The sequence below is a fragment of the Polynucleobacter sp. genome, from assembly GCF_044342855.1.
Lineage (GTDB): Bacteria > Pseudomonadota > Gammaproteobacteria > Burkholderiales > Burkholderiaceae > Polynucleobacter.
Genome location: NZ_JBIIPA010000025.1, coordinates 1 through 19,070, shown reverse-complemented (window position 1 = coordinate 19,070; position 19,070 = coordinate 1). Strand labels below are relative to the sequence as shown.

Below are 19,070 nucleotides of genomic sequence, written 5' to 3'. Positions count from 1 at the left end.
ATGAAATCCTTAACTAAAGAATTCTTTTGCTAAAGCAACTTGTTCTGGCTTCACAAAAGCAGGCGCATGCCCTACTCCTGGAATTTCAATACTGCGAATGTATGGATTGACCTTGCACATCTCCGCTACAGTTTTAGCTGAGAGCAAATCAGATTCACCGCCACGCACTATCAGCATCGGAATATGGATTTGTTTGAAAGCGTGCCACATGGCCATCTCGCCCGCCTTTGCCATAATCGGATTTACTGAAGCAAACGGCACAGAAATATCCGGGTCATAGTGCATTACCCAGAGGTTGTCCTTTTGGACTAGCATCGGCCCGTTATAAATTTCCCACTCTTCGGGGGTATGACTGCCAAACGATGCGCAAATTTCATTTAGGCGTTGCAAGGCATCTGCACGATTAGCAAAGGTGAATGGTTGACCAACGTAAGAGCCTAAACGCTTAATTGCTTCGGGCTCAATCCGTGGACCCACATCATTAATCAGCATGCGGCAAATCGGATTCTTAGGCATCGAGGCATAGACCATGCCAATCAGGCCACCCATGGAAGTGCCGAACCAATCCACTTGTGCAGCGCCAAGCTGCTTAATCAAGCTTGCCATGTCAGCTACGTATTGAGGAACTGCGTACAGCACGGGATTCTTGAGATGATCAGAATCGCCTCGACCGACCACATCAGGACAGACCACGTAGTAATCTTGACTCATCGCCTCAGCAAGAGTTTTGAAATCACTACCTCTACGAGTCAAGCCATGAACGCAAACCAATACCTTTGGATTATTCGGATTTCCCCAGGCGTGATAGGCCATGCGGTGTGAACCAACAGGACTAGGGCAAGTAACAAAAAAGGTATCGCCATGATGAGTTACATTCGGTTTTTTAATCTCATCATTCAAATCCTCATCATGAGTATGCTCATCAGTCATGCCGGCAATTTCAGGCTGCAGAGTGACATGATCGATGCCATGTTTGTTTAATAGCATCTCATTGATACGAGCCATAATTTCTGGCCACTCAATCATGTGCTCAATTTCAATATGGCCGATCAAAGCTGGGAAGCTAGGCGTCATCTCCCAAACATGCAAATCATGAACTGCCAAGACACCGGGAACTTTTTTAAGATCACTACCTACTTGTAGATAGTCAATGTGCAGTGGCACACCCTCCATCAAGAAGTGGTAGGACTCGCGCAATATGGAAATAGTCGATTTCAAAATCAGAAGCAAAACGAGGATAGACAGAATCGCATCAATCGGCATCCAACCAGTTAACTGAATCACGACACCAGCAATCAAGGCAGCTACAGAGCCCAATAGATCGCCCATTACATGAACCAATGCAGCACGCGTATTAACACTCTTCTTATCGCGCGAAAGCACCCATGCCACAACGATATTCATTAGCAGGCCAATTGCAGCTACCACGGTTACCGTTAATCCATCAACCTTGTGTGGATCATAAAACCGACTAACTGCCTCAACCATAATCCACACTACTAAGGCCAGCATTGCAATGCTATTGACAAAGGCAGCTAATGCTTCTGCGCGCCCAAAGCCAAAAGAATGTTTAGGCGATGGCGGACGACGAGAAATAATTTGGGCTAATAAGGCCAAGCCCAATGCGGCTGCATCAGTCACCATGTGACCTGCATCCGATATCAATGCCAGTGAATTTGCAAAATAAGCTGCGGCACCCTCTACACCAGAAAAACCTAATGTCAGAACTAAAGCAATGAGGAGGAGACTTTGATTGGATACCCGCTTGGCATGGGAATGCTTAGCATCACCCCGCTTATGTGCATGAAGCGAATGATCAACAGCACTCATAAAAGACTCTTTAGAAATAGAAATGGGGTCATTGACCCCATTATTTCACTATCCGATGAAAAAGGTTAGAAACCTGTTGTATCGACAGGAGCAGCTGTTTTAGACAAGACTTCTTCCTTGGTTACGCCTGGAGCCAACTCCACCAACTTCAAGCCCTTAGGCGTAATATCGAGGACGCATAGGTCGGTAATAATTTGACTAATTACACCCACACCAGTTAATGGCAATGTGCACTTAGGCAAGATCTTGATTTCTTCTGTACCGTCTTTCTTCTTGGCAACGTGCTCCATCAAGACAACCACATGCTTTACACCAGCAACCAAGTCCATGGCGCCGCCCATACCTTTAACCATCTTGCCTGGAATCATCCAGTTCGCCAAGTCGCCATGCTCGCTCACCTGCATCGCACCCAAAATGGCGATATTAATTTTTCCACCACGAATCATTCCAAATGAATCTGCAGAAGAAAAGATTGAGGAGCCCGGCAAAGTGGTAATCGTTTGCTTGCCCGCATTAATTAAATCAGCATCAATCGTTGCTTCAGTCGGAAATGGGCCAATACCTAATAAACCATTCTCTGACTGGAGCCATACTTCCATTCCTTCAGGAACATGGTTCGCCACCAAAGTTGGCATACCAATACCTAAATTAACGTAGTAGCCATCCTTTAATTCTTTAGCAGCACGTGCTGCCATTTCATCTCTATTCCAAGGCATATCGGTCTTCCTAAGTATTCTGTACTGTTTTTATATGGTGTCTATGGGTATCAAGCTGCAGACAAAGTGCGTTGCTCAATACGCTTCTCAGGCGTAGTGTTGAGCACCAAGCGATGCACGTAGATGCCTGGCGTATGAATCTGATCCGGATCTAACTCGCCGTTCTCCACAATCTCTTCTACTTCAGCAACAGTAATCTTGCCAGCCATTGCAACAACTGGATTGAAGTTACGAGCGGTATAGCGATAAACCAAATTGCCAGATTTATCGGCTTTCCATGCTTTCACCAACGAAATATCAGAAACAATTGAACGCTCCATGATGTAACGCTCACCGTCGAATTCTTTTTCTTCTTTACCTTCAGCAACCAAAGTACCCACACCAGTTTTGGTATAGAAAGCAGGAATACCGCAGCCGCCTGCGCGCAACTTTTCTGCCAGGGTTCCTTGCGGAGTAAATTCCAACTCAAGCTCGCCAGCTAAAAACTGACGCTCAAACTCTTTGTTCTCACCCACATAAGATGCAACCATCTTCTTCACTTGTCTTGAGTTCAATAGCAAGCCCAAGCCAAAGCCATCTACCCCAGCATTATTAGCAATCGCCGTCAGATTTTGCGCACCCAGATCCTTAACCGCTTGAATCAAGGCTTCAGGAATGCCGCACAAACCAAAACCGCCCACGGCGAGCTTCTGGCCATCCTTCAAGATATCCCGCATAGCATCTACAGCTGATGGGTAAGTCTTATTCATAAATTCTTCCTAATATTGCCAAAAAGGGTAAAAAAAGTAATCATAACGCTTTAACCCTTCAAGCCCATTAGCATTGGGTACCACCCTGATTTTTCTAGCTTGGAACTAAACTATAGGTGTGATTCGGGGCTATCTAAATAGCAGAAATTCTTAAAACGCCCCAAATACCTTAAGCACCCTATTTATAAGCATCGTCGGAGAAATCAAATGACTGCCCAGGAATTACTCGAACAGTTTGGCCCTAGAGAGTCCATGGACTACGACCTAGTCATCGTAGGCGGTGGCCCGGCAGGCTTATCTGCAGCCATTAAAGCAAAACAGTTAGCCAATGAATCTGGCAAAGAGATTAGCGTTTGCGTTCTCGAAAAGGGATCTGAAATCGGCGCGCATATCCTTTCTGGCGCGGTGATGGATCCCAAGGCGCTTACCGAACTCTTCCCCAACTGGAAAGAACTGGGCGCACCTCTCGATACCGAAGTCAGCCAAGATCAATTTTTGTTTCTGACAAAAGAGAGTTCATTCCAAGTTCCGAATTGGATGCTGCCCCACTGCTTTAAGAATGAAGGCAACTATATTGTTAGCTTAGCCAATGTCACTCGCTGGCTAGGCCAGCAAGCTGAAAATCTCGGTGTAGAAATTTTCCCGGGATTTCCGGCTGCAGAAATTCTGTACAACGAACAAGGTGCAGTGTGCGGCGTCATTACAGGCGCAATGGGTTTAGACAAAGAAGGTCATCCTACCGATCAATTTCAACTCGGCATGGAACTGCGCGCCAAGTACACTTTGTTCGCCGAAGGCTCACGCGGCCATTTAGGCAAGCAACTAATTGCCAAGTTTGCATTAGATAAGGATGTCGATCCACAAAGCTACGGCATTGGTATTAAAGAGTTGTGGGAAGTTGAGCCCTCCAAGAGTAAACCTGGACTAGTAGTTCATACCGCTGGCTGGCCATTAGAGAGTGATACCTATGGTGGCTCATTCTTGTATCACTTAGGCGACAACAAGGTTGCTGTCGGCTTAGTAGTGGGGCTTTCATACAAGAACCCCTACCTCTCACCTTTTGAAGAATTCCAACGTTATAAGTTGCATCCAAAGATTCGCGAGACTTTTGAGGGCGGTAAACGTCTGGCCTATGGTGCACGTGCACTGACAGCTGGTGGCTTAAACAGCTTACCTAAAACTGTTTTCCCTGGTGGCGCATTGATTGGTTGTGATGCTGGCTTCTTAAATGCCTCTCGTATCAAAGGCAGTCATGCTGCTATTAAGACCGGCATACTCGCTGCTGAAGCTGCTGTTGCCGCACTTACTGAGAATCGCTCTGCTGATGTGCTGGCTGCGTATACAAGCGCGTTCAAAAATAGCTGGCTCCATACTGAGTTAAGTCAGGCGCGCAACTTTAAGCCGTGGATGTCCAAAGGACTTTACCTCGGAACCCTGATGGTTGGTTTAGAGCAAAAGCTTTTGGGTGGCAATATGCCTTGGACCATTCATTTAAAGCATGCAGATCATGAGCACCTTGAACCAGCAGCACAACATCAACCAATTGATTATCCAAAGCCCGATGGCAAGATTACTTTTGATCGCCTCTCATCCGTATTCATCTCCAATACAAATCATGCCGAGAATCAGCCAATCCACCTCACCTTAAAAGATGCGTCGGTACCAGTGAGTTTGAATCTCAAAACCTACGCAGGACCGGAGCAGCGTTACTGCCCTGCTGGTGTCTATGAGTATGTAGAAAAAGACGGTCAAGCGGAGTTGCAAATTAATTCGCAAAACTGCGTGCATTGCAAAACCTGTGATATCAAGGATCCAAATCAAAATATTATTTGGATTACCCCTGAAGGTGGTGGCGGCCCTAACTACGGATCAATGTAGGGATAGTCGTTTTGAGATTTTTTTATCTAGCCGGGTAGTGGCGAGGACGTAGTTTCCCAATCGCCATACCCGCTAGACCACAGGCCAAAGCCGACATTACAAAAACATTGCGCGGCTGAGTAGCATCCCATAGCCAACCAGCAACCAATCCCCCCAGCGTTCCACCTAGGCCATAAGATACTGTTGCCATCAATGCCTGGCCTCGTGCCTGCAGCGGGCCAGAAAACCAGCGTTGCAGTAATTTAGTGGCCGCACTATGGTGCGCACCAAAAGTACCCGCATGCATTAGCTGAGCCACAATCAATACCCAAGTTACCGGGAAGAATGCAATCAAGATAAATCGGAATACACCAATACCAAAGGCAATTTGTAAAACGACTTCGGCATCCAAGTGGCTCAGAACTTTGCTTTGGAAATAAAAGAAGATTAGCTCTGCCCCAACACCTAAAGCCCAGAATAAGCCGATCTGAAATTTATCGTAGCCTAGATCTGCCAAGTAAAGTGAATAGAACACATACAAAGCGGCATGCGCAAAAATCATAAAAAATCCAGAGAGCAAGAACCAACGCACATCGGGATTAAATAAGACAATCAGAAGTTCGCCCTTGACCATCTTGCGACGCTCTCTCTTCGGCTCATGCAGACGAAAAGTAACCAATGCCAAGAAGGTTAGAATCACCGCGCCCACGATGGGGTATAACTCAATACCTTTACGCTGAAATAACTCGCCAGCAAACAAAACCATGGCAATAAAACCAATTGAGCCCCATAAGCGTAAACGTCCATAGCGTTTATCAAATGAATTGTCTTTAAATAAAGCGTGTACCGTAGCCGACTCACCCAACGGCATCAGGCTACTGAGGATGGTGTGCAGTACAAACATCCAAACAAAGAATGCAATGTAGCTTTGCAGAAAAAAGATGCATAAGAAAGTGACTGCCGCCAAGCAGGCGCAAAAGCGAATGATCCGGATACGATCGGACATATAGTCGGATAACCACCCCCAAGAGAATGGGCCCACTATCCGCGTAATTTGCAGCATGGACATTAAGACTGCGATTTCAATGACGCTAAAGCCACGATCGAGAAAAAAGAGGCTAGCGTAAGGTGAAACTAAGCCAACGTAAGCAAAATATAAAAAGAAAAAGGACCCGAAGGCCCAACGCACTGAAGGTGTCATTTTCTTTTTCTTAGCTGAATATGTTGATTAATCAGCTGCAGAGCCGGGACGTGCTGCTGGTATCGGCGGAACCGTATGTTTCACATCACCACATTGAGCGCGATGACGCAAAGCATGGTCGATTAATACCAAAGCTAGCATCGCTTCCGCAATAGGCGTTGCCCGAATGCCGACACAAGGATCATGACGACCCTTGGTTTGCACGGTAATAGGCTTACCGTGCAAATCAATTGATTGTTTTGGACTCAGAATGCTCGAGGTTGGCTTGATTGCAATGGATACACGCAAATCTTGGCCACTACTGATGCCACCCAAAGTACCGCCACTATGGTTGCTAGCAAAACCATCTGGATGAAGTTCATCGCCATGCTCGCTACCGCGTTGCGCTACCGACTTAAAGCCGGCACCAATCTCTACACCCTTAACAGCATTGATGCCCATCATGGCATGCGCAATATCGGCATCAAACTTATCAAATAAGGGCTCACCCAATCCAATAGGCACATTCCGCGCCCGCACCTCAATCTTCGCCCCACAAGAATCCCCTGCCTTACGCAGTGAATCCATATAAGCCTCTAGCTCGGGAACGATATCGGCATTCGCAGCAAAGAAAGGGTTGCTCTCAATGAGTGCCACATCCTTAAATGGGATTTCAATTTCACCGAGCTGGCTCATATAACCGTAAAACTCAGTGCCATATTGTTCTTTCAACCACCTCTTCGCAATTGCTGCTGCAGCCACTACAGGCGCAGTCAATCTTGCTGAAGAGCGTCCGCCACCGCGAGGGTCTCGTAAACCATATTTGTAATGGTATGCATAGTCCGCGTGGCCGGGTCTAAATGTCTGCAGGATATTGCCGTAATCTTGGCTGCGTTGATCGGTATTTCGAATTAACAATCCAATTGGCGCACCGGTAGTTTTGCCTTCGTAAACACCAGAGAGAATTTCAACCCTGTCAGCCTCTTGACGTTGAGTCACATGACGCGAAGTTCCTGGTTTGCGACGATCTAAATCAATCTGCAAATCCGCTTCGGATAAAGACATTCCCGGAGGGCAACCATCAACGACAGCACCGATCGCGGGACCATGGGATTCACCAAAAGTGGTGACAGTAAAGAGAAGACCTAAAGTATTTCCTGACATATCGACATTATGTCATTTGTCAGGGTTATCCGGCTAAGCTGCTTACGGGGATGCCTTTTCGGCCTCTTCTGGCCAGTCGCGGATATAAGCCTTGAGCATGGTGTTCTCAAAGTCCTGGGCCTCAACGACAGATTTAGCCACGTCATAGAAAGAAATCACACCCATCAGCATCTTTTGATCAATGACTGGCAGATAGCGGGCATGGTCAACCAACATCATGCGACGCACCTCATCAATCTCTGTTTCCATATTGCAGGTCAGCGGCTTGACATTCATCACGCCCTTTACCTTGAGGTCATCTAATTTACCGTGGTGTTTTGCTAATGCTGCAATCACTTCACGGAATGTCAGGATGCCCACGAGTTTGTCGTATTCCATCACGACCAAAGAACCGATATCGTGCTCGCTCATCACTAAGACAGCCGTTTGCAAAGCAGTGTCTGGCGCCACTGTAAATAGTGTGCTGCCCTTTACGCGCAATATGTCACAAACTTTCATTTGGTCTCCGGCAATGTGTTCTTATAGGGACAATATATTCTTAAGTCACTAAGGAATCAAGGGCCTAGTGAGGGATTTCAGTAACGAATAACCCTAACCACCCCACTCCGAATACTAGGGAGATTGGCAACTAGGACGGCACCGGCTAAGGTAATCCACCAAGTTAGGTAAATCCAAATAAGCGCCAATGGGAAGATGGCAAAGGCGCCATAAACCGTTTTGTAAAAGGCCACATTGGTTAGAAAGAGGCCAAAACCAAACTTCATTAACTCAAAAGCCAGGGCTGCAAAGAAGGCGCCACTAAAAGCATCCCGCCACTGAATCTGGGCATATGGAAGAATTTTGTATGCCACTGAGAATACGCACATTGCCAATAGCACCGGCACCACGGTCGCAATAAATCCCAAGCCAAAACTCAAGGTCTCCGTCCAACCTTCAGCAGCACTAAATAAAAGACCGCTCAAGTAGGTTCCGACACCCAGCAGAATAGGGCCCAAAATGGTTGCTGCAGAGTAGATCGAAATTTTCTTCAGAATAGGTCGGCGCTGAGTGACGCGAAAGATCTGATTAAAAGCGCTCTCAATAACCGCCATTGTCATGATGGTTGTAATCACCAGTCCAAGCAAACCAATTAAGGTAAGACCTTTGGCCTGTGCTGAAAATTGATCCAAGTAATTAAAGACCTGCTGGTTGAGGCCGCCAGGCATATAGGTATCGAGCAGCCATGCCTGAAAGGCATATTTAATCCTGACTACGCTCGGTAGATAGCCAATCAAAATGGAGGCCACCGTCAACATCGGAACCAGGGAAAGCGTAGTAGTAAAGGCCAAACTGGCCGCCACTTGCTTCAGATTCTGACCGCGATTGCGCTCCCATATCTCTTTTCCAAGAGAGAGCCATAATTGAGGATTACGAATGAGGCGCATCGCCCATATCATAAGAGATAAGAGAAGAATATGAGCCAATCCGACATTTTAGTTTTGTACTACTCACGCTATGGAGCCACCCGGGACTTGGCACGCTTGATTGCCGAGGGTATTGAAAGCGTTCCAGGAGCAAATGCCCGGTTACGCACAGTCCCGGCCATCTCCACTGTTTGCGAATCCACCGAAGCCGCTGTCCCAGCAGATGGCGCCCCTTATGTTGAGTACTCAGATTTAAAAGAATGTATTGGTTTAGCCCTTGGGTCCCCTACTCGCTTTGGCAATATGGCCGCCCCAATGAAATACTTTTGGGATGGCAGTTCTTCCGAGTGGATGAATGGCGCCCTTGTTGGCAAACCTGCTTGCGTCTTTACCAGCACAGGGAGCCTGCACGGCGGACAAGAAAGCACCTTACTCACCATGATGATTCCCCTGCTCCACCACGGGATGATGATCATGGGTATTCCGTATAGTGAACCTGATCTGATGGGTACCTCAACCGGCGGCAGTCCTTACGGCGTCACCCACCTTGCCCATGCTGATGGCAGAGCACCGATTAGCACAGAAGAGCAACGTTTAGCCATTGCCCAAGGCAAACGCCTGGCACTGACCACTCTCAAACTTATTTAAAGGTTACTTATGCTCAAAAGCTGGCTCTCCAAAAATCCATATCAGCTCATTGCTGCTGCAGCCTTTGTTGACCTGTTCATTCTGTGCATAGCCTGGGAATGGTTTATCTCCCCACTCAGACCTGGTGGCTCCTGGCTCATTCTGAAAGCTATCCCTTTGTTATTTGCTATTCCAGGTCTTTGGAAAGGTAATGTCTACACCATGCAATGGGCCTCTATGCTGATCTTGCTCTACATCACCGAGGGATTGGTCCGTATTCTGGAAACTGGGGCAAATTTCTGGATGGCTATCCTAGAAACCACCATAGGCACTGCAGGGTTCATTTGCCTACTGATATACCTCAAACCCATCAAAGCACGCGCTAAGGCGGCAAAAAAGAGCGGGCTAGGCTGAAAAACAATCGATTTGACTGATTTTTGCCAATTTCTTCAAAAATATTACTAATTCCTGTCATCTCAGCCACTTTTCCATGCGTTGTATGGTCATGGAGGTGGCAAACATGTCAACAAGACTCAAACGTTGGGCCCGTGCAATTCAACAGATCGACTTATCCAAAAGGACGCCTGAAGTCGCGATTGGCTATTTAGATAGCAAATACCGCGATATCGCCTGGCGCTATATCCGCATTTTGGGCTTTGAGCGCACTATCAGCTTTATGGCTAGCAATAACTTCCACCCGGAATAACTCTGCAGAGCCTTTAGCTTTCCAACCTCCCCAGATGAGGTATTTATCTGGGGTTTTGTGTTTCTGGGGCCCTAAAAACCCAAAAGCCGAGCATTAGAAAAGCTAGGCCAGCGCATGAGCCTGAAAACAGAAATGCATAGCTGGGGTTAAAGGATTCATAAAGCCATCCAAATATTAACGAGGCTGGGAGCAGCATCAATCCTGAGATGAGGTTAAACCAACCAAAGGCTGTACCAGCCATTCCCTTGGGAGCCAAGTCTGCCACCAGCGCCTTCTCAACACCTTCTGTCGCAGCCTTAAATAATCCATAGATTGCAAATAGCCCGCACAGCATCCACAAAGAAACGCCAGAAAAACCCATTGCGATATAGAAGAAGGCGAAAGCACTCCAAGCAATCAAAATGAAATTTTTACGACTAAAGCGATCCGATAAGGATGAAAGCGGAGTTCCGAAAATAGTTGTTATCAGAGAGATGGCAGCCCATAACAATGGAATTTGCTCTTGGGGAACGCCAAGTTCTCTTGCTCGCAATAAGAGAAACATGTCAGATGAGTTTGCTAGAGCAAAAATACCAGCAACCAAAATATAACGCTTAAATTGCGGAGGTAATCCTTGTAGAGACCAGGAGAATGGCTGCACTACAGCTTGCTCACGCTGCGGCTCTTTAAGGCAAAGAGCTAAAGCCACCGCAATAATCCCGGGAATGATCGCCCATAGAAAGATATCTCTTAAGGGCACATGAATCGAAAGCAAAAAAGCTGCCATTAAAGGTCCAAAGACAGCGCCCGCATTATCCATTGAACGATGCAGACCAAATGTAATGCCACGTTGATTGGGTGCAATACTCTCCGCCAATAAAGCATCTCGCGGGGAGCTTCTCAAGCCTTTGCCAAGACGATCCGTAAATCGAATACATAAAACCCATGTCCAAGAATTTGCAATTGCAATTAAAGGCCTGCCAATACCAGCCAAGAAATAACCGATCACAATCCAGGGCTTTGTCTTTTTAGTCCGATCAACAATGACGCCAGAAACTAACTTAAAGATGCTGGAGGTAGCTTCAGCAATCCCCTCTATCAAACCTAGCGCCTTTGGTCCAGCCATGAGTACGGTGGCAAGATATAAAGGCATTAAGGGATACAGCATCTCGCTGGCAGCGTCATTGACAAAACTAATTAGCCCAATGAGCCAAACTGCTCGAGGAAGGGAAAATAAAGTCTTGAACATATTGACTCAATTTAGCATCAAATTAAATATGCACTTCACCGTCACAATCGCTTGAAACTCGACCGAATAAAACGTAGCATCAAAGAGTAGGCGCAGGCCAATTACACAGATTTAATAATAAGCACCCTCTCCAAAGGAATACATCATGAGTCAAAAAAAATTAGTTAAGCAATTATTGAAAAAATTAGATAAGCTCGAAGCCGAAAGAGAGAAGTTAATAGACAAGCTGGCAAAAGCATTGGATAAGTTGGAGAAAAAAGCTCCGACCAAGAAAGTGGCGGCTAAAAAAGCTGCGGCGAAGAAGGTGCCCGCTAAAAAAGCAGCAGCAAAAAAAGTGGTAGCAAAAAAAGCTCCCGCGAAGAAAGTGGTTGCCAAGAAGGTGCCCGCAAAAAAGGTAGCCGTAAAAAGAGCTCCGGCTAAAAAAGCCACTCCTGCAACAACTACTCAATAATCATTGAGCAATTCCTAAAGGCTGCCCGTGAGTAAATCCTTAATTTCAGAACATACTTACGAGGCAGACTTACGACTTCTTCAAATTGAATTAGTTAAACTCCAGCGCCACATCATTCAAAAAGGTAAGCGCCTCTTAGTTATTTTTGAGGGACGTGATACTGCCGGCAAAGATGGAAGCATTAAAAGCGTTGCTGAAAATTTAAGTCCCCGAGAAACTAAGGTTGTTGCTCTAGCAGCTCCCTCCTCTGTTGAGGAGCATGAATGGTACTTTCAACGATACATTGCACAGCTACCCTCGGCCGGTGAAACCGTCCTCTTTAATCGAAGTTGGTATAACCGTGCCGGCGTTGAAAAAGTAATGGGATTTTGCACTGATGAGCAATACAAATTATTCATGGCAACAGTGAATGATTTTGAATCCTTGCTCGTAAGATCTGATATTCAAATCGTCAAGTACTACCTAGATATCTCTAAGGAAGAGCAAGCCAAAAGACTCAAAGATCGAGCAAAAGATCCGCTGAAGCATTGGAAAATTAGCCCTATAGATCAGAAAGCTCAGAAGATGTGGGGCGCTTACTCTGATGCTCGAGACAAAATGCTCAAGCAAACTAGCTCATCAGATGCACCTTGGACCGTCATTAATGCAAACGATAAAAAGCTTGCGCACCTCAATTTGATTGCGAATTTGTTATCAAAATTTTCTTATCCAGAGAAAGATAAGAAAATTCTCAAGATTGATCCAAACATTATTTTAACTTGGCCGGTGGGATCCAAAAAACTTCCCAAGTTGTTTAAGTGATCCAATCAAATAAAGAATAGTTCCGTTTCAGCAAGAAGCTCTTGCGGCAACTCCTCGGGAATGTAGTGACCAGACGGAACACTTTTTCCAGAAACAGTCTTCGCAACCCTCTTCCAATCTTCGATAGGTGAGAAACATTTGGCAACTAGGCCATGCTCACCCCAGAGAACCCTCAGAGGCATCGCCAGCATTTTGCCGGCATCTCTATCGGCTCGATCATGAATTAAATCAATTGTGGCCGCAGAACGATAGTCCTCACACATGGCATGCATAGACTCTGGATTACTTGCACCCGCTAAATACTCCGCCCAAGATTGCACATCAAAAATTCCGGTACCAGCATGTCTGCCCATATGATTTCTGAGCCAGAACTCTGGATTGGCACCAATGAGTGTTTCTGGAATTGGATGAGGCTGAATTAAGAAAAACCAATGCCAATAGCCCCTAGCAAATTCCATGGTGGTGTTCTCATACATCATCAGTGTCGGGGAAATATCCAACACCATCAAACGCTCCACACTTTCAGGAAAATCCATCGCCAAGCGATGTGATACCCGACCACCACGGTCATGACCCAATACAGAAAACTTTTTGTGGCCAAGCGCCTGCATCACAGCATGCTGATCAGCAGCCATGGCTCTTTTTGAATAAGTCGAATGATCAGGTGCGCCCACTGGCTTTGATGAAGCACCATAACCCCGAAGATCGGTCACAACTACTGAGAATCGTTTTGCCAACTCAGGGGCGATATGCCTCCATATGGCTTTAGTTTGAGGGAAGCCATGTAGCAATAACAATGCAGGCCCAGAGCCGGCAGTCTGGCAAGCAATATCAATGGGGCCATCTGACGAGGGAATAGTAATAATGGAATCTTTAAAACCTTCAATTACATATGACATGATCTACTCCAATAAAAAAGAGCCCCTATCGAGGCTCTTTCATTCTATCAATCTATTACTAATTACCTTGCAGCCATAGCTTCAATTTCAGCGACAGTCACATAACCCTTACCCTGCGTATCAATCATGCTGAAATGATCATAGATACGAGGCATACAACCCTTTGCCTCATCAAGAGTCAGCTTGCCATCACGATTGGTATCGCATTTAGCAAAGCGTTCTTGAATTTCTTTACTACGTAAGGCGTCATCAGCATGCGCAGGAACTGCTGCAAACACAAACGCCGCTGCGCCAATCAGACCTAAGTATGTAATGAGATTACGCATATTTATTTAGTAGCAGTAGTTGCTCTTGGGTCAGCAGAAGTTTCCATGGCCACCTTAACCACCTTCTTGGCCATTGCAACAAAGGACTCAACTGAACCGCCGCCGGTACGGAATGATTCACCCTGAATAGTTACCAAGCCTTCGCCGATTACTTCTTTAGATTGACTATCAGTGATCTTGCTCTCTACCAGCATCGCTGGAGTTTTAGAGTTAACACCGCCAGCATAGGCTGCCGCATTCATTGCCAAGCCAATTGGCGTGAAGTTCCATGGTTGCAAGCTGTCAGTGGAACTCTCTGCGCCAGTAATGCCCACGGAGATACGAGCTACGCCTGGACCAGGCTGATTCACAATCTTAATATTGCCGCGGCTAATGACTGCATTCACCATAGAATCTTGCAATGCCACCTTGGCCTGATTAATTACCTGTGGTGAAATTTCTTTAGTAGCGTTCTGGTTCAAATAAATTGGATCCAAAATTACTGCAGTGTATGAGCCAGGATTCACACCGGCTTTGCGATATCTCCAAATACGCGTATCAACTTCAGAAGTGGCCATCGGAACAAGTACCGAGTAATCCGGCAAGAAGCCAGATCTAGGCATTGGTTCACTTGCTAACTTCGGGGTATTACTACAAGCAGCCAATAATGTAGCTACAGAGATTGCCGCAACTAAAGCACCTAATTTGTTCATTTCTTGTCCAGTGTGTGGTGTGATTGAGATTAGCTCTTGAGCTAGTTTTATCCGATCATGCGCCTCATTCAGAGCCAGGATTTAATACTGCTCTATGGGGCTGGACAAGGCATCAGACTTCCTGACTTTTGGTGAAGCTGTGGCTTGCACTCAACTGGTGCAACAGTAGCTTTTGGGCTTGATGTTACGCCAGCCGAAGATGGCTGAGCCACTGCAGTCTGGGTCGCTTTAGGCGTATTCGCATTTAAGGATGGAATAGATTTATAAAATTGCTTATCAGTCCCAGGGCAAGGCATTAAAGCGCCAGTCTTGGCATTCATGACAGGCTTGCATTCAGGGTCAGCCTGCAGTCTTGCCTCGAGCTTATCGACGGTACAGGCACTTAGCAGAGTAAGTGCGATAGACAGAGCGGCAACGCGCATAGGGATAATGATTTTCATGGAAATCATTCTAGGCTAAACAGCACTACATGAATAGTGGCAATATATGGAATCGATTCAATATGACGACAACACAGGAGATCAAGATGAGTAAAGAAGCATTTGAAAAAGGCCTGAAAACTCGCCGAGAGGTACTAGGATCCGAATACGTGGATAACTCCATCAAGAATGCGGGCGAATTTAATATGCCCATGCAAGAGTTGGTTACTGAGTTTGCTTGGAATGCAATCTGGAATAGACCCGGCTTAGATCGCCGCTCCAGGAGCATGATTAACTTGGCGATGCTGACCGCACTCAACCGCCCTCATGAACTCAAGTTACATCTAAAAGGCGCGATTAATAATGGCCTTACCAAAGACGAGATTCGTGAAATCCTAATGCAGACGGCAATCTACTGTGGCGTACCGGCAGCGATTGACAGCTTTAGATGCGCTAAGGAAGTATTTGCTGAGATGGGAATTTAGATCAGTGATCTAAAATTTTTGAGAGAAAATCTTTGGCTCTCGGAGATCTAGCTTCGGGATTGCCAAAGAACTCATCCTTGCTGCAATCCTCAATAATTCTTCCCTGATCCATGAAGATAACACGGTGACTTACCTTGCGTGCAAAACCCATCTCATGAGTAACGCAACACATTGTCATACCCTCATTGGCCAGTTTCACCATCACATCGAGCACCTCACCCACCATCTCGGGGTCAAGGGCTGATGTTGGCTCATCAAATAGCATCACAATCGGATCCATACTTAAGGCGCGTGCAATCGCTACCCGTTGCTGCTGACCACCAGACAACTGTCCAGGGAACTTGTCTTTTTGCGCCATCAAACCTACTCGCTCTAGATACTTCAGACCATGGGTCTTAGCTTCATCAGCCGACCTACCCAAGACCTTCATTTGAGCAAGCGTAAGATTTTCAGTAACACTCAGATGTGGGAACAGCTCAAAGTGTTGGAACACCATGCCTACACGGGAGCGTAATTTGGGTAAGTTGGTTTTTGGTTCATGTAGAGCAATGCCATCCACTGAAATCTCGCCCGCCTGAAAAGGCTCAAGCGCATTGATCGTTTTAATCAGGGTAGATTTTCCGGAACCTGAGGGTCCGCAAATCACAACAACCTCACCTTTTTTAATCGATGTGGAGCAATCAGCTAGTACCTGAAATGAGCCGTACCATTTGGAAACATTTTGAAGTTCAATCATGATGGTCTATTTAATTTGCACTGGATGGGATTAGCGAATGATGGCAACTTTGGCTTGAATCTTGCGTACGACTTTAGAAAGCGAGAAACAAATTACAAAATAAGTAGCGGCAGCCAAAATATAGGTCTCGATTGGTCGGCCATAGTTTTTACCGGCAATTTCAAATCCTTTGAGTAAGTCGTATGCACCGATTGCATAGACCAAAGAGGTATCTTGAAACAGAACAATCGTCTGCGTCATAAATACGGGGATCATATTTCTAAATGCTTGAGGCAAAACCACAAGACGCATATTTTGACCATAAGTCATTCCCAGAGCTTCGCCTGCATAAGTCTGACCTTTCGATACAGACTGAATGCCGGCACGAACAATCTCAGAAAAGAATGCCGCCTCAAATGCAATAAAGGTAATCGTAGCTGAAAGATCAGCTCCAATTGGCCTGCCAATCAACATCGGAATCAACAAGAAGAACCAAAGAATCACCATCACCAAAGGAATAGAGCGCATCGTATTCACATAGAAGGTAGCGGGATAAACCAAGGCTGGCCGCCCAGACAAACGCATCAAAGCCAAGAATGTGCCAAACAAGATGCCGCCAACTGTCGCAAAAACAGTCAACTGCACACTGAATACCAAACCCTGCAGAATGTAATTGGTAAATAACTCCCAATTATAAAAACTCAGATCTAAGCTCAACATATCATCAACCTTTAGTGAGCCAAGCTTGCATCATTAGACACAATAAAACCCGGAATGCGACTACGCTTTTCAATCTCAGACATCACGCGATTTACCGCGAATGCTGAGAGAGCATATAGGAAAGTAACCGCCAAATAGATTTCGACGCCTTTAGACGTTTCTTCTTGAGCCTGCATTGCAAATAAGGTTAACTCTGGTACAGAAACTGCGAAGGCAACTGAGGAGTTTTTAATTAAATTCATGCTCTCTGATGTGAGAGGTGGAATCACAATCCGCAATGCCATTGGCAAGATCACGTAACGATAACTTTGTGCAGTGGTTAAGCCCAATGCAGTAGCAGCGGCCGTTTGTCCACTAGGCAAAGCCTGAATACCCGCCCTCACCTGCTCAGCTATTCGGGAAGATGTGAAGAAGCCAAGAGCAATACTCACCAACCAATAAGATGGCAGCGCCTTTAAAGGCAATATAAAAGATGGGATGACGTGATACCAAAGAAATACTTGAACCAGAATGGGAATGTTTCTAAATAACTCGACCCAAGCGGTGGAAATACGGATCAGCCATCTATTAAGAGGGGTGGTAGTAGGCAGAGTACGCAGAGTACCCATCACCGCCCCCAGAATTAAAGCAATAGTTAAGCCAAGACCCGCTACAGCCAAAGTCCAGCCCCAGGCTTTCATTAGCCAGTCCAGGTAACTTGGATCGCTGTTTTGGGCTAAGCCAAAAAGAGCGGAGAAGCAGTGATCCACCACCTCTCCATCCAAGGTGTTCTTACAAAAAACACCTAAATCTAAAGACATATTCTTAACTCGTATTGATTAAAAGGCTGGCGCTTATTTCTTGCTGTAGTCTTCAGCAGGCTTGTCGTTCAAATTAGCCCAAGCATTTTTAGTGGCTGGAGATAATTCAAGACCTACAACAATATTCTTTGGTGGTATTGGAGATAAAAACCACTTGCTCCAAAGTTTAGGCATGTTGCCGTTAGCTACAATCTTGGCAATCGCAGCATTCACGGCAGCCTTAAATTCTGGATCATTCTTAGGCACCATGATCGCAATAGGCTCAGTTGCAAGAACCTCACCAACAATCTTGTAATCTTTTGGATTCTTAGAGTTGGCAATGTTGCCAGCCAAGATTGAAGCATCCATTACGAAAGCATCGGCACGGCCAGACTCTAACAACAAGAAGCTGTCAGCATGGTCTTTACCAAATACTTCTTCGAAATTTACGCCATTAGCTTTTTCATGTTTGCGCAGCAACTGCACTGAGGTAGTACCAGTAGTTGTAGCAACTTTTTTTCCAGTCAATTGAGAGATGGAAGTAATGCCAGAGCTCGCCTTCACCGCAATTCGAACTTCTTCAACATAGAGAGTGTTAGCAAAGCCAACGTCCTTAGCGCGCGCTGTATTGTTAGTAGTAGTACCGCACTCAATATCTACTGTGCCGTTTTGAACTAAAGGCACGCGATTCTGCGATGTAACGGGTTGATAATTAATACGCAAGGTGCTCAAACCCAACTTATCTTTGACATCAGCCAAAATCATGCGGCAAATCTCAACGTGATAGCCATCAAAGCGGCTGTCACCAGTGGTGTAAGACATTGGAATAGACGATTCGCGAACACCCATAGTTACAGTACCAGTAGATTTAATCTTATCCATCGTCTGGCTGGCCGCATGAGCATTTACAGCGCCCAACAACAATGTTGCAGCGATTAAGCAGTTAGTGCTGAGTTTTTTGCTTTTCACGAATATCTCCTATTGTCTATTAACATCAAAATTAACAGCGCTAGTATATATATAGATATCGAAATGAATAGTGGAAATATCCCTTAATAGGGCAAAAGAAGCGGGGAAAGATATGGGGGGGGTGGCCTGCCCAGCACGATTCGAACGTGCGACCTACGCCTTAGAAGCTTTAAAAATGAGCTAAAACAATAGCAGAAACAATGACTTAAGCGTGGACCTGACCTGTCTGAACCGCCCCGACTTTCATAGAGGCCATTTGGTTTAAGTAAGGTCGATATTCTGACCCATCTTGCTTTGCTGCTGTTGGCACTGCTTTTGCTGCTGGTAATAGTATGCTTCATATTCTGCTGGAGG

The 19,070-nt window shown here is 45.9% G+C and carries 23 protein-coding genes; 7 read left to right on the top strand and 16 right to left on the bottom strand.

The features are described from left to right. Nucleotides 1–9: 9 nt before the first annotated feature. From ACIQZ3_RS08515 to ACIQZ3_RS08505, 3 genes are all read right to left on the bottom strand, one after another. Nucleotides 10–1,830 carry an alpha/beta fold hydrolase gene (locus ACIQZ3_RS08515; RefSeq protein WP_397392206.1) on the bottom strand — a complete coding sequence of 607 codons (1,821 nt, stop codon included), beginning with the start codon at nucleotides 1,828–1,830 and terminating at the stop codon, nucleotides 10–12. Between the two features lie 65 nt (nucleotides 1,831–1,895). Beyond that, entirely contained in the window at nucleotides 1,896–2,546 is a 651-nt protein-coding gene (locus tag ACIQZ3_RS08510; protein WP_397392204.1) for a CoA transferase subunit B, read from the bottom strand. Between the two features lie 50 nt (nucleotides 2,547–2,596). Then, nucleotides 2,597–3,295, bottom strand: coding sequence for a CoA transferase subunit A (locus tag ACIQZ3_RS08505; RefSeq protein ID WP_397392202.1), 699 nt, complete (start codon nucleotides 3,293–3,295; stop codon nucleotides 2,597–2,599). Between the two features lie 207 nt (nucleotides 3,296–3,502). Here ACIQZ3_RS08505 and ACIQZ3_RS08500 point away from each other — a divergent pair, with 207 nt between their 5' ends. Continuing rightward, nucleotides 3,503–5,173: a 4Fe-4S dicluster domain-containing protein gene (locus ACIQZ3_RS08500; RefSeq protein ID WP_397392200.1), complete on the top strand. Its 1,671-nt coding sequence runs from the start codon at nucleotides 3,503–3,505 to the stop codon at nucleotides 5,171–5,173. Nucleotides 5,174–5,195: 22 nt separating this feature from the next. Here ACIQZ3_RS08500 and ACIQZ3_RS08495 read toward each other — a convergent pair whose 3' ends face one another. The 4 genes from ACIQZ3_RS08495 to ACIQZ3_RS08480 form a co-directional block, all read right to left on the bottom strand. After that, complete coding sequence (locus ACIQZ3_RS08495; RefSeq protein ID WP_397392198.1) at nucleotides 5,196–6,353, bottom strand: MFS transporter; 1,158 nt, start codon at nucleotides 6,351–6,353, stop codon at nucleotides 5,196–5,198. A gap of 27 nt (nucleotides 6,354–6,380) precedes the next feature. After that, on the bottom strand, nucleotides 6,381–7,496 hold the full coding sequence (aroC, locus tag ACIQZ3_RS08490) for a chorismate synthase (protein ID WP_397392196.1): 1,116 nt from the start codon (nucleotides 7,494–7,496) through the stop codon (nucleotides 6,381–6,383). Nucleotides 7,497–7,538: 42 nt separating this feature from the next. Continuing rightward, the gene (locus ACIQZ3_RS08485) at nucleotides 7,539–7,994 is read right to left on the bottom strand and encodes a CBS domain-containing protein (RefSeq protein ID WP_397392194.1); all 456 of its coding nucleotides are present in this window, start codon (nucleotides 7,992–7,994) and stop codon (nucleotides 7,539–7,541) included. Nucleotides 7,995–8,071: 77 nt separating this feature from the next. Then, a complete protein-coding gene (locus ACIQZ3_RS08480) occupies nucleotides 8,072–8,920 on the bottom strand; it encodes a YihY family inner membrane protein (RefSeq protein ID WP_397392192.1) in 849 nt (282 codons plus the stop codon). Between the two features lie 30 nt (nucleotides 8,921–8,950). Here ACIQZ3_RS08480 and wrbA point away from each other — a divergent pair, with 30 nt between their 5' ends. From wrbA to ACIQZ3_RS08465, 3 genes are all read left to right on the top strand, one after another. Continuing rightward, nucleotides 8,951–9,547 carry an NAD(P)H:quinone oxidoreductase gene (gene wrbA / locus ACIQZ3_RS08475; protein WP_397392190.1) on the top strand — a complete coding sequence of 199 codons (597 nt, stop codon included), beginning with the start codon at nucleotides 8,951–8,953 and terminating at the stop codon, nucleotides 9,545–9,547. Nucleotides 9,548–9,556: 9 nt separating this feature from the next. Further along, entirely contained in the window at nucleotides 9,557–9,940 is a 384-nt protein-coding gene (locus ACIQZ3_RS08470) for a DUF2069 domain-containing protein (protein ID WP_397392188.1), read from the top strand. Nucleotides 9,941–10,046: 106 nt separating this feature from the next. After that, nucleotides 10,047–10,232 carry a hypothetical protein gene (locus ACIQZ3_RS08465; protein ID WP_015420997.1) on the top strand — a complete coding sequence of 62 codons (186 nt, stop codon included), beginning with the start codon at nucleotides 10,047–10,049 and terminating at the stop codon, nucleotides 10,230–10,232. Between the two features lie 43 nt (nucleotides 10,233–10,275). Here the strand turns inward: ACIQZ3_RS08465 and ACIQZ3_RS08460 are convergent, their stop codons facing one another. Continuing rightward, nucleotides 10,276–11,460, bottom strand: coding sequence for an MFS transporter (locus ACIQZ3_RS08460; RefSeq protein WP_397392186.1), 1,185 nt, complete (start codon nucleotides 11,458–11,460; stop codon nucleotides 10,276–10,278). A gap of 145 nt (nucleotides 11,461–11,605) precedes the next feature. Between ACIQZ3_RS08460 and ACIQZ3_RS08455 the strand changes: the two genes are divergently transcribed. Beyond that, the gene (locus ACIQZ3_RS08455) at nucleotides 11,606–11,911 is read left to right on the top strand and encodes a serine/threonine protein kinase (RefSeq protein ID WP_397392184.1); all 306 of its coding nucleotides are present in this window, start codon (nucleotides 11,606–11,608) and stop codon (nucleotides 11,909–11,911) included. 27 nt (nucleotides 11,912–11,938) lie between these two features. Next, on the top strand, nucleotides 11,939–12,712 hold the full coding sequence (ppk2, locus tag ACIQZ3_RS08450) for a polyphosphate kinase 2 (RefSeq protein WP_397392182.1): 774 nt from the start codon (nucleotides 11,939–11,941) through the stop codon (nucleotides 12,710–12,712). 5 nt (nucleotides 12,713–12,717) lie between these two features. On the opposite strand, the gene ACIQZ3_RS08445 is transcribed toward ppk2, so the two are convergent. From ACIQZ3_RS08445 to ACIQZ3_RS08430, 4 genes are all read right to left on the bottom strand, one after another. Then, nucleotides 12,718–13,611, bottom strand: coding sequence for an alpha/beta fold hydrolase (locus ACIQZ3_RS08445; protein WP_397392180.1), 894 nt, complete (start codon nucleotides 13,609–13,611; stop codon nucleotides 12,718–12,720). 62 nt (nucleotides 13,612–13,673) lie between these two features. After that, on the bottom strand, nucleotides 13,674–13,937 hold the full coding sequence (locus ACIQZ3_RS08440) for a hypothetical protein (protein ID WP_397392178.1): 264 nt from the start codon (nucleotides 13,935–13,937) through the stop codon (nucleotides 13,674–13,676). A 2-nt stretch (nucleotides 13,938–13,939) separates the two neighbouring features. Next, complete coding sequence (locus ACIQZ3_RS08435) at nucleotides 13,940–14,629, bottom strand: DUF3313 domain-containing protein (protein ID WP_397392176.1); 690 nt, start codon at nucleotides 14,627–14,629, stop codon at nucleotides 13,940–13,942. A 92-nt stretch (nucleotides 14,630–14,721) separates the two neighbouring features. Next, entirely contained in the window at nucleotides 14,722–15,069 is a 348-nt protein-coding gene (locus ACIQZ3_RS08430; RefSeq protein WP_397392174.1) for a hypothetical protein, read from the bottom strand. An 86-nt stretch (nucleotides 15,070–15,155) separates the two neighbouring features. On the opposite strand from ACIQZ3_RS08430, the gene ACIQZ3_RS08425 reads away from it, so the two are divergent. Continuing rightward, entirely contained in the window at nucleotides 15,156–15,533 is a 378-nt protein-coding gene (locus tag ACIQZ3_RS08425; protein ID WP_216272792.1) for a carboxymuconolactone decarboxylase family protein, read from the top strand. 1 nt (nucleotide 15,534) lies between these two features. Here the strand turns inward: ACIQZ3_RS08425 and ACIQZ3_RS08420 are convergent, their stop codons facing one another. The 4 genes from ACIQZ3_RS08420 to ACIQZ3_RS08405 are packed head-to-tail and all read right to left on the bottom strand — an operon-like array spanning nucleotide 15,535 to nucleotide 18,716. Further along, nucleotides 15,535–16,269 (bottom strand): amino acid ABC transporter ATP-binding protein, encoded by a 735-nt coding sequence (locus ACIQZ3_RS08420; protein ID WP_397392172.1) that lies wholly within the window; start codon nucleotides 16,267–16,269, stop codon nucleotides 15,535–15,537. A 30-nt stretch (nucleotides 16,270–16,299) separates the two neighbouring features. Then, nucleotides 16,300–16,968 (bottom strand): amino acid ABC transporter permease, encoded by a 669-nt coding sequence (locus ACIQZ3_RS08415; RefSeq protein ID WP_397392170.1) that lies wholly within the window; start codon nucleotides 16,966–16,968, stop codon nucleotides 16,300–16,302. An 11-nt stretch (nucleotides 16,969–16,979) separates the two neighbouring features. Continuing rightward, on the bottom strand, nucleotides 16,980–17,768 hold the full coding sequence (locus ACIQZ3_RS08410) for an amino acid ABC transporter permease (protein ID WP_397392168.1): 789 nt from the start codon (nucleotides 17,766–17,768) through the stop codon (nucleotides 16,980–16,982). Between the two features lie 33 nt (nucleotides 17,769–17,801). Continuing rightward, nucleotides 17,802–18,716, bottom strand: a complete 915-nt coding sequence (locus ACIQZ3_RS08405; protein ID WP_397392166.1) for an amino acid ABC transporter substrate-binding protein — start codon at nucleotides 18,714–18,716, stop codon at nucleotides 17,802–17,804. Between the last annotated feature and the right edge of the window lie 354 nt (nucleotides 18,717–19,070).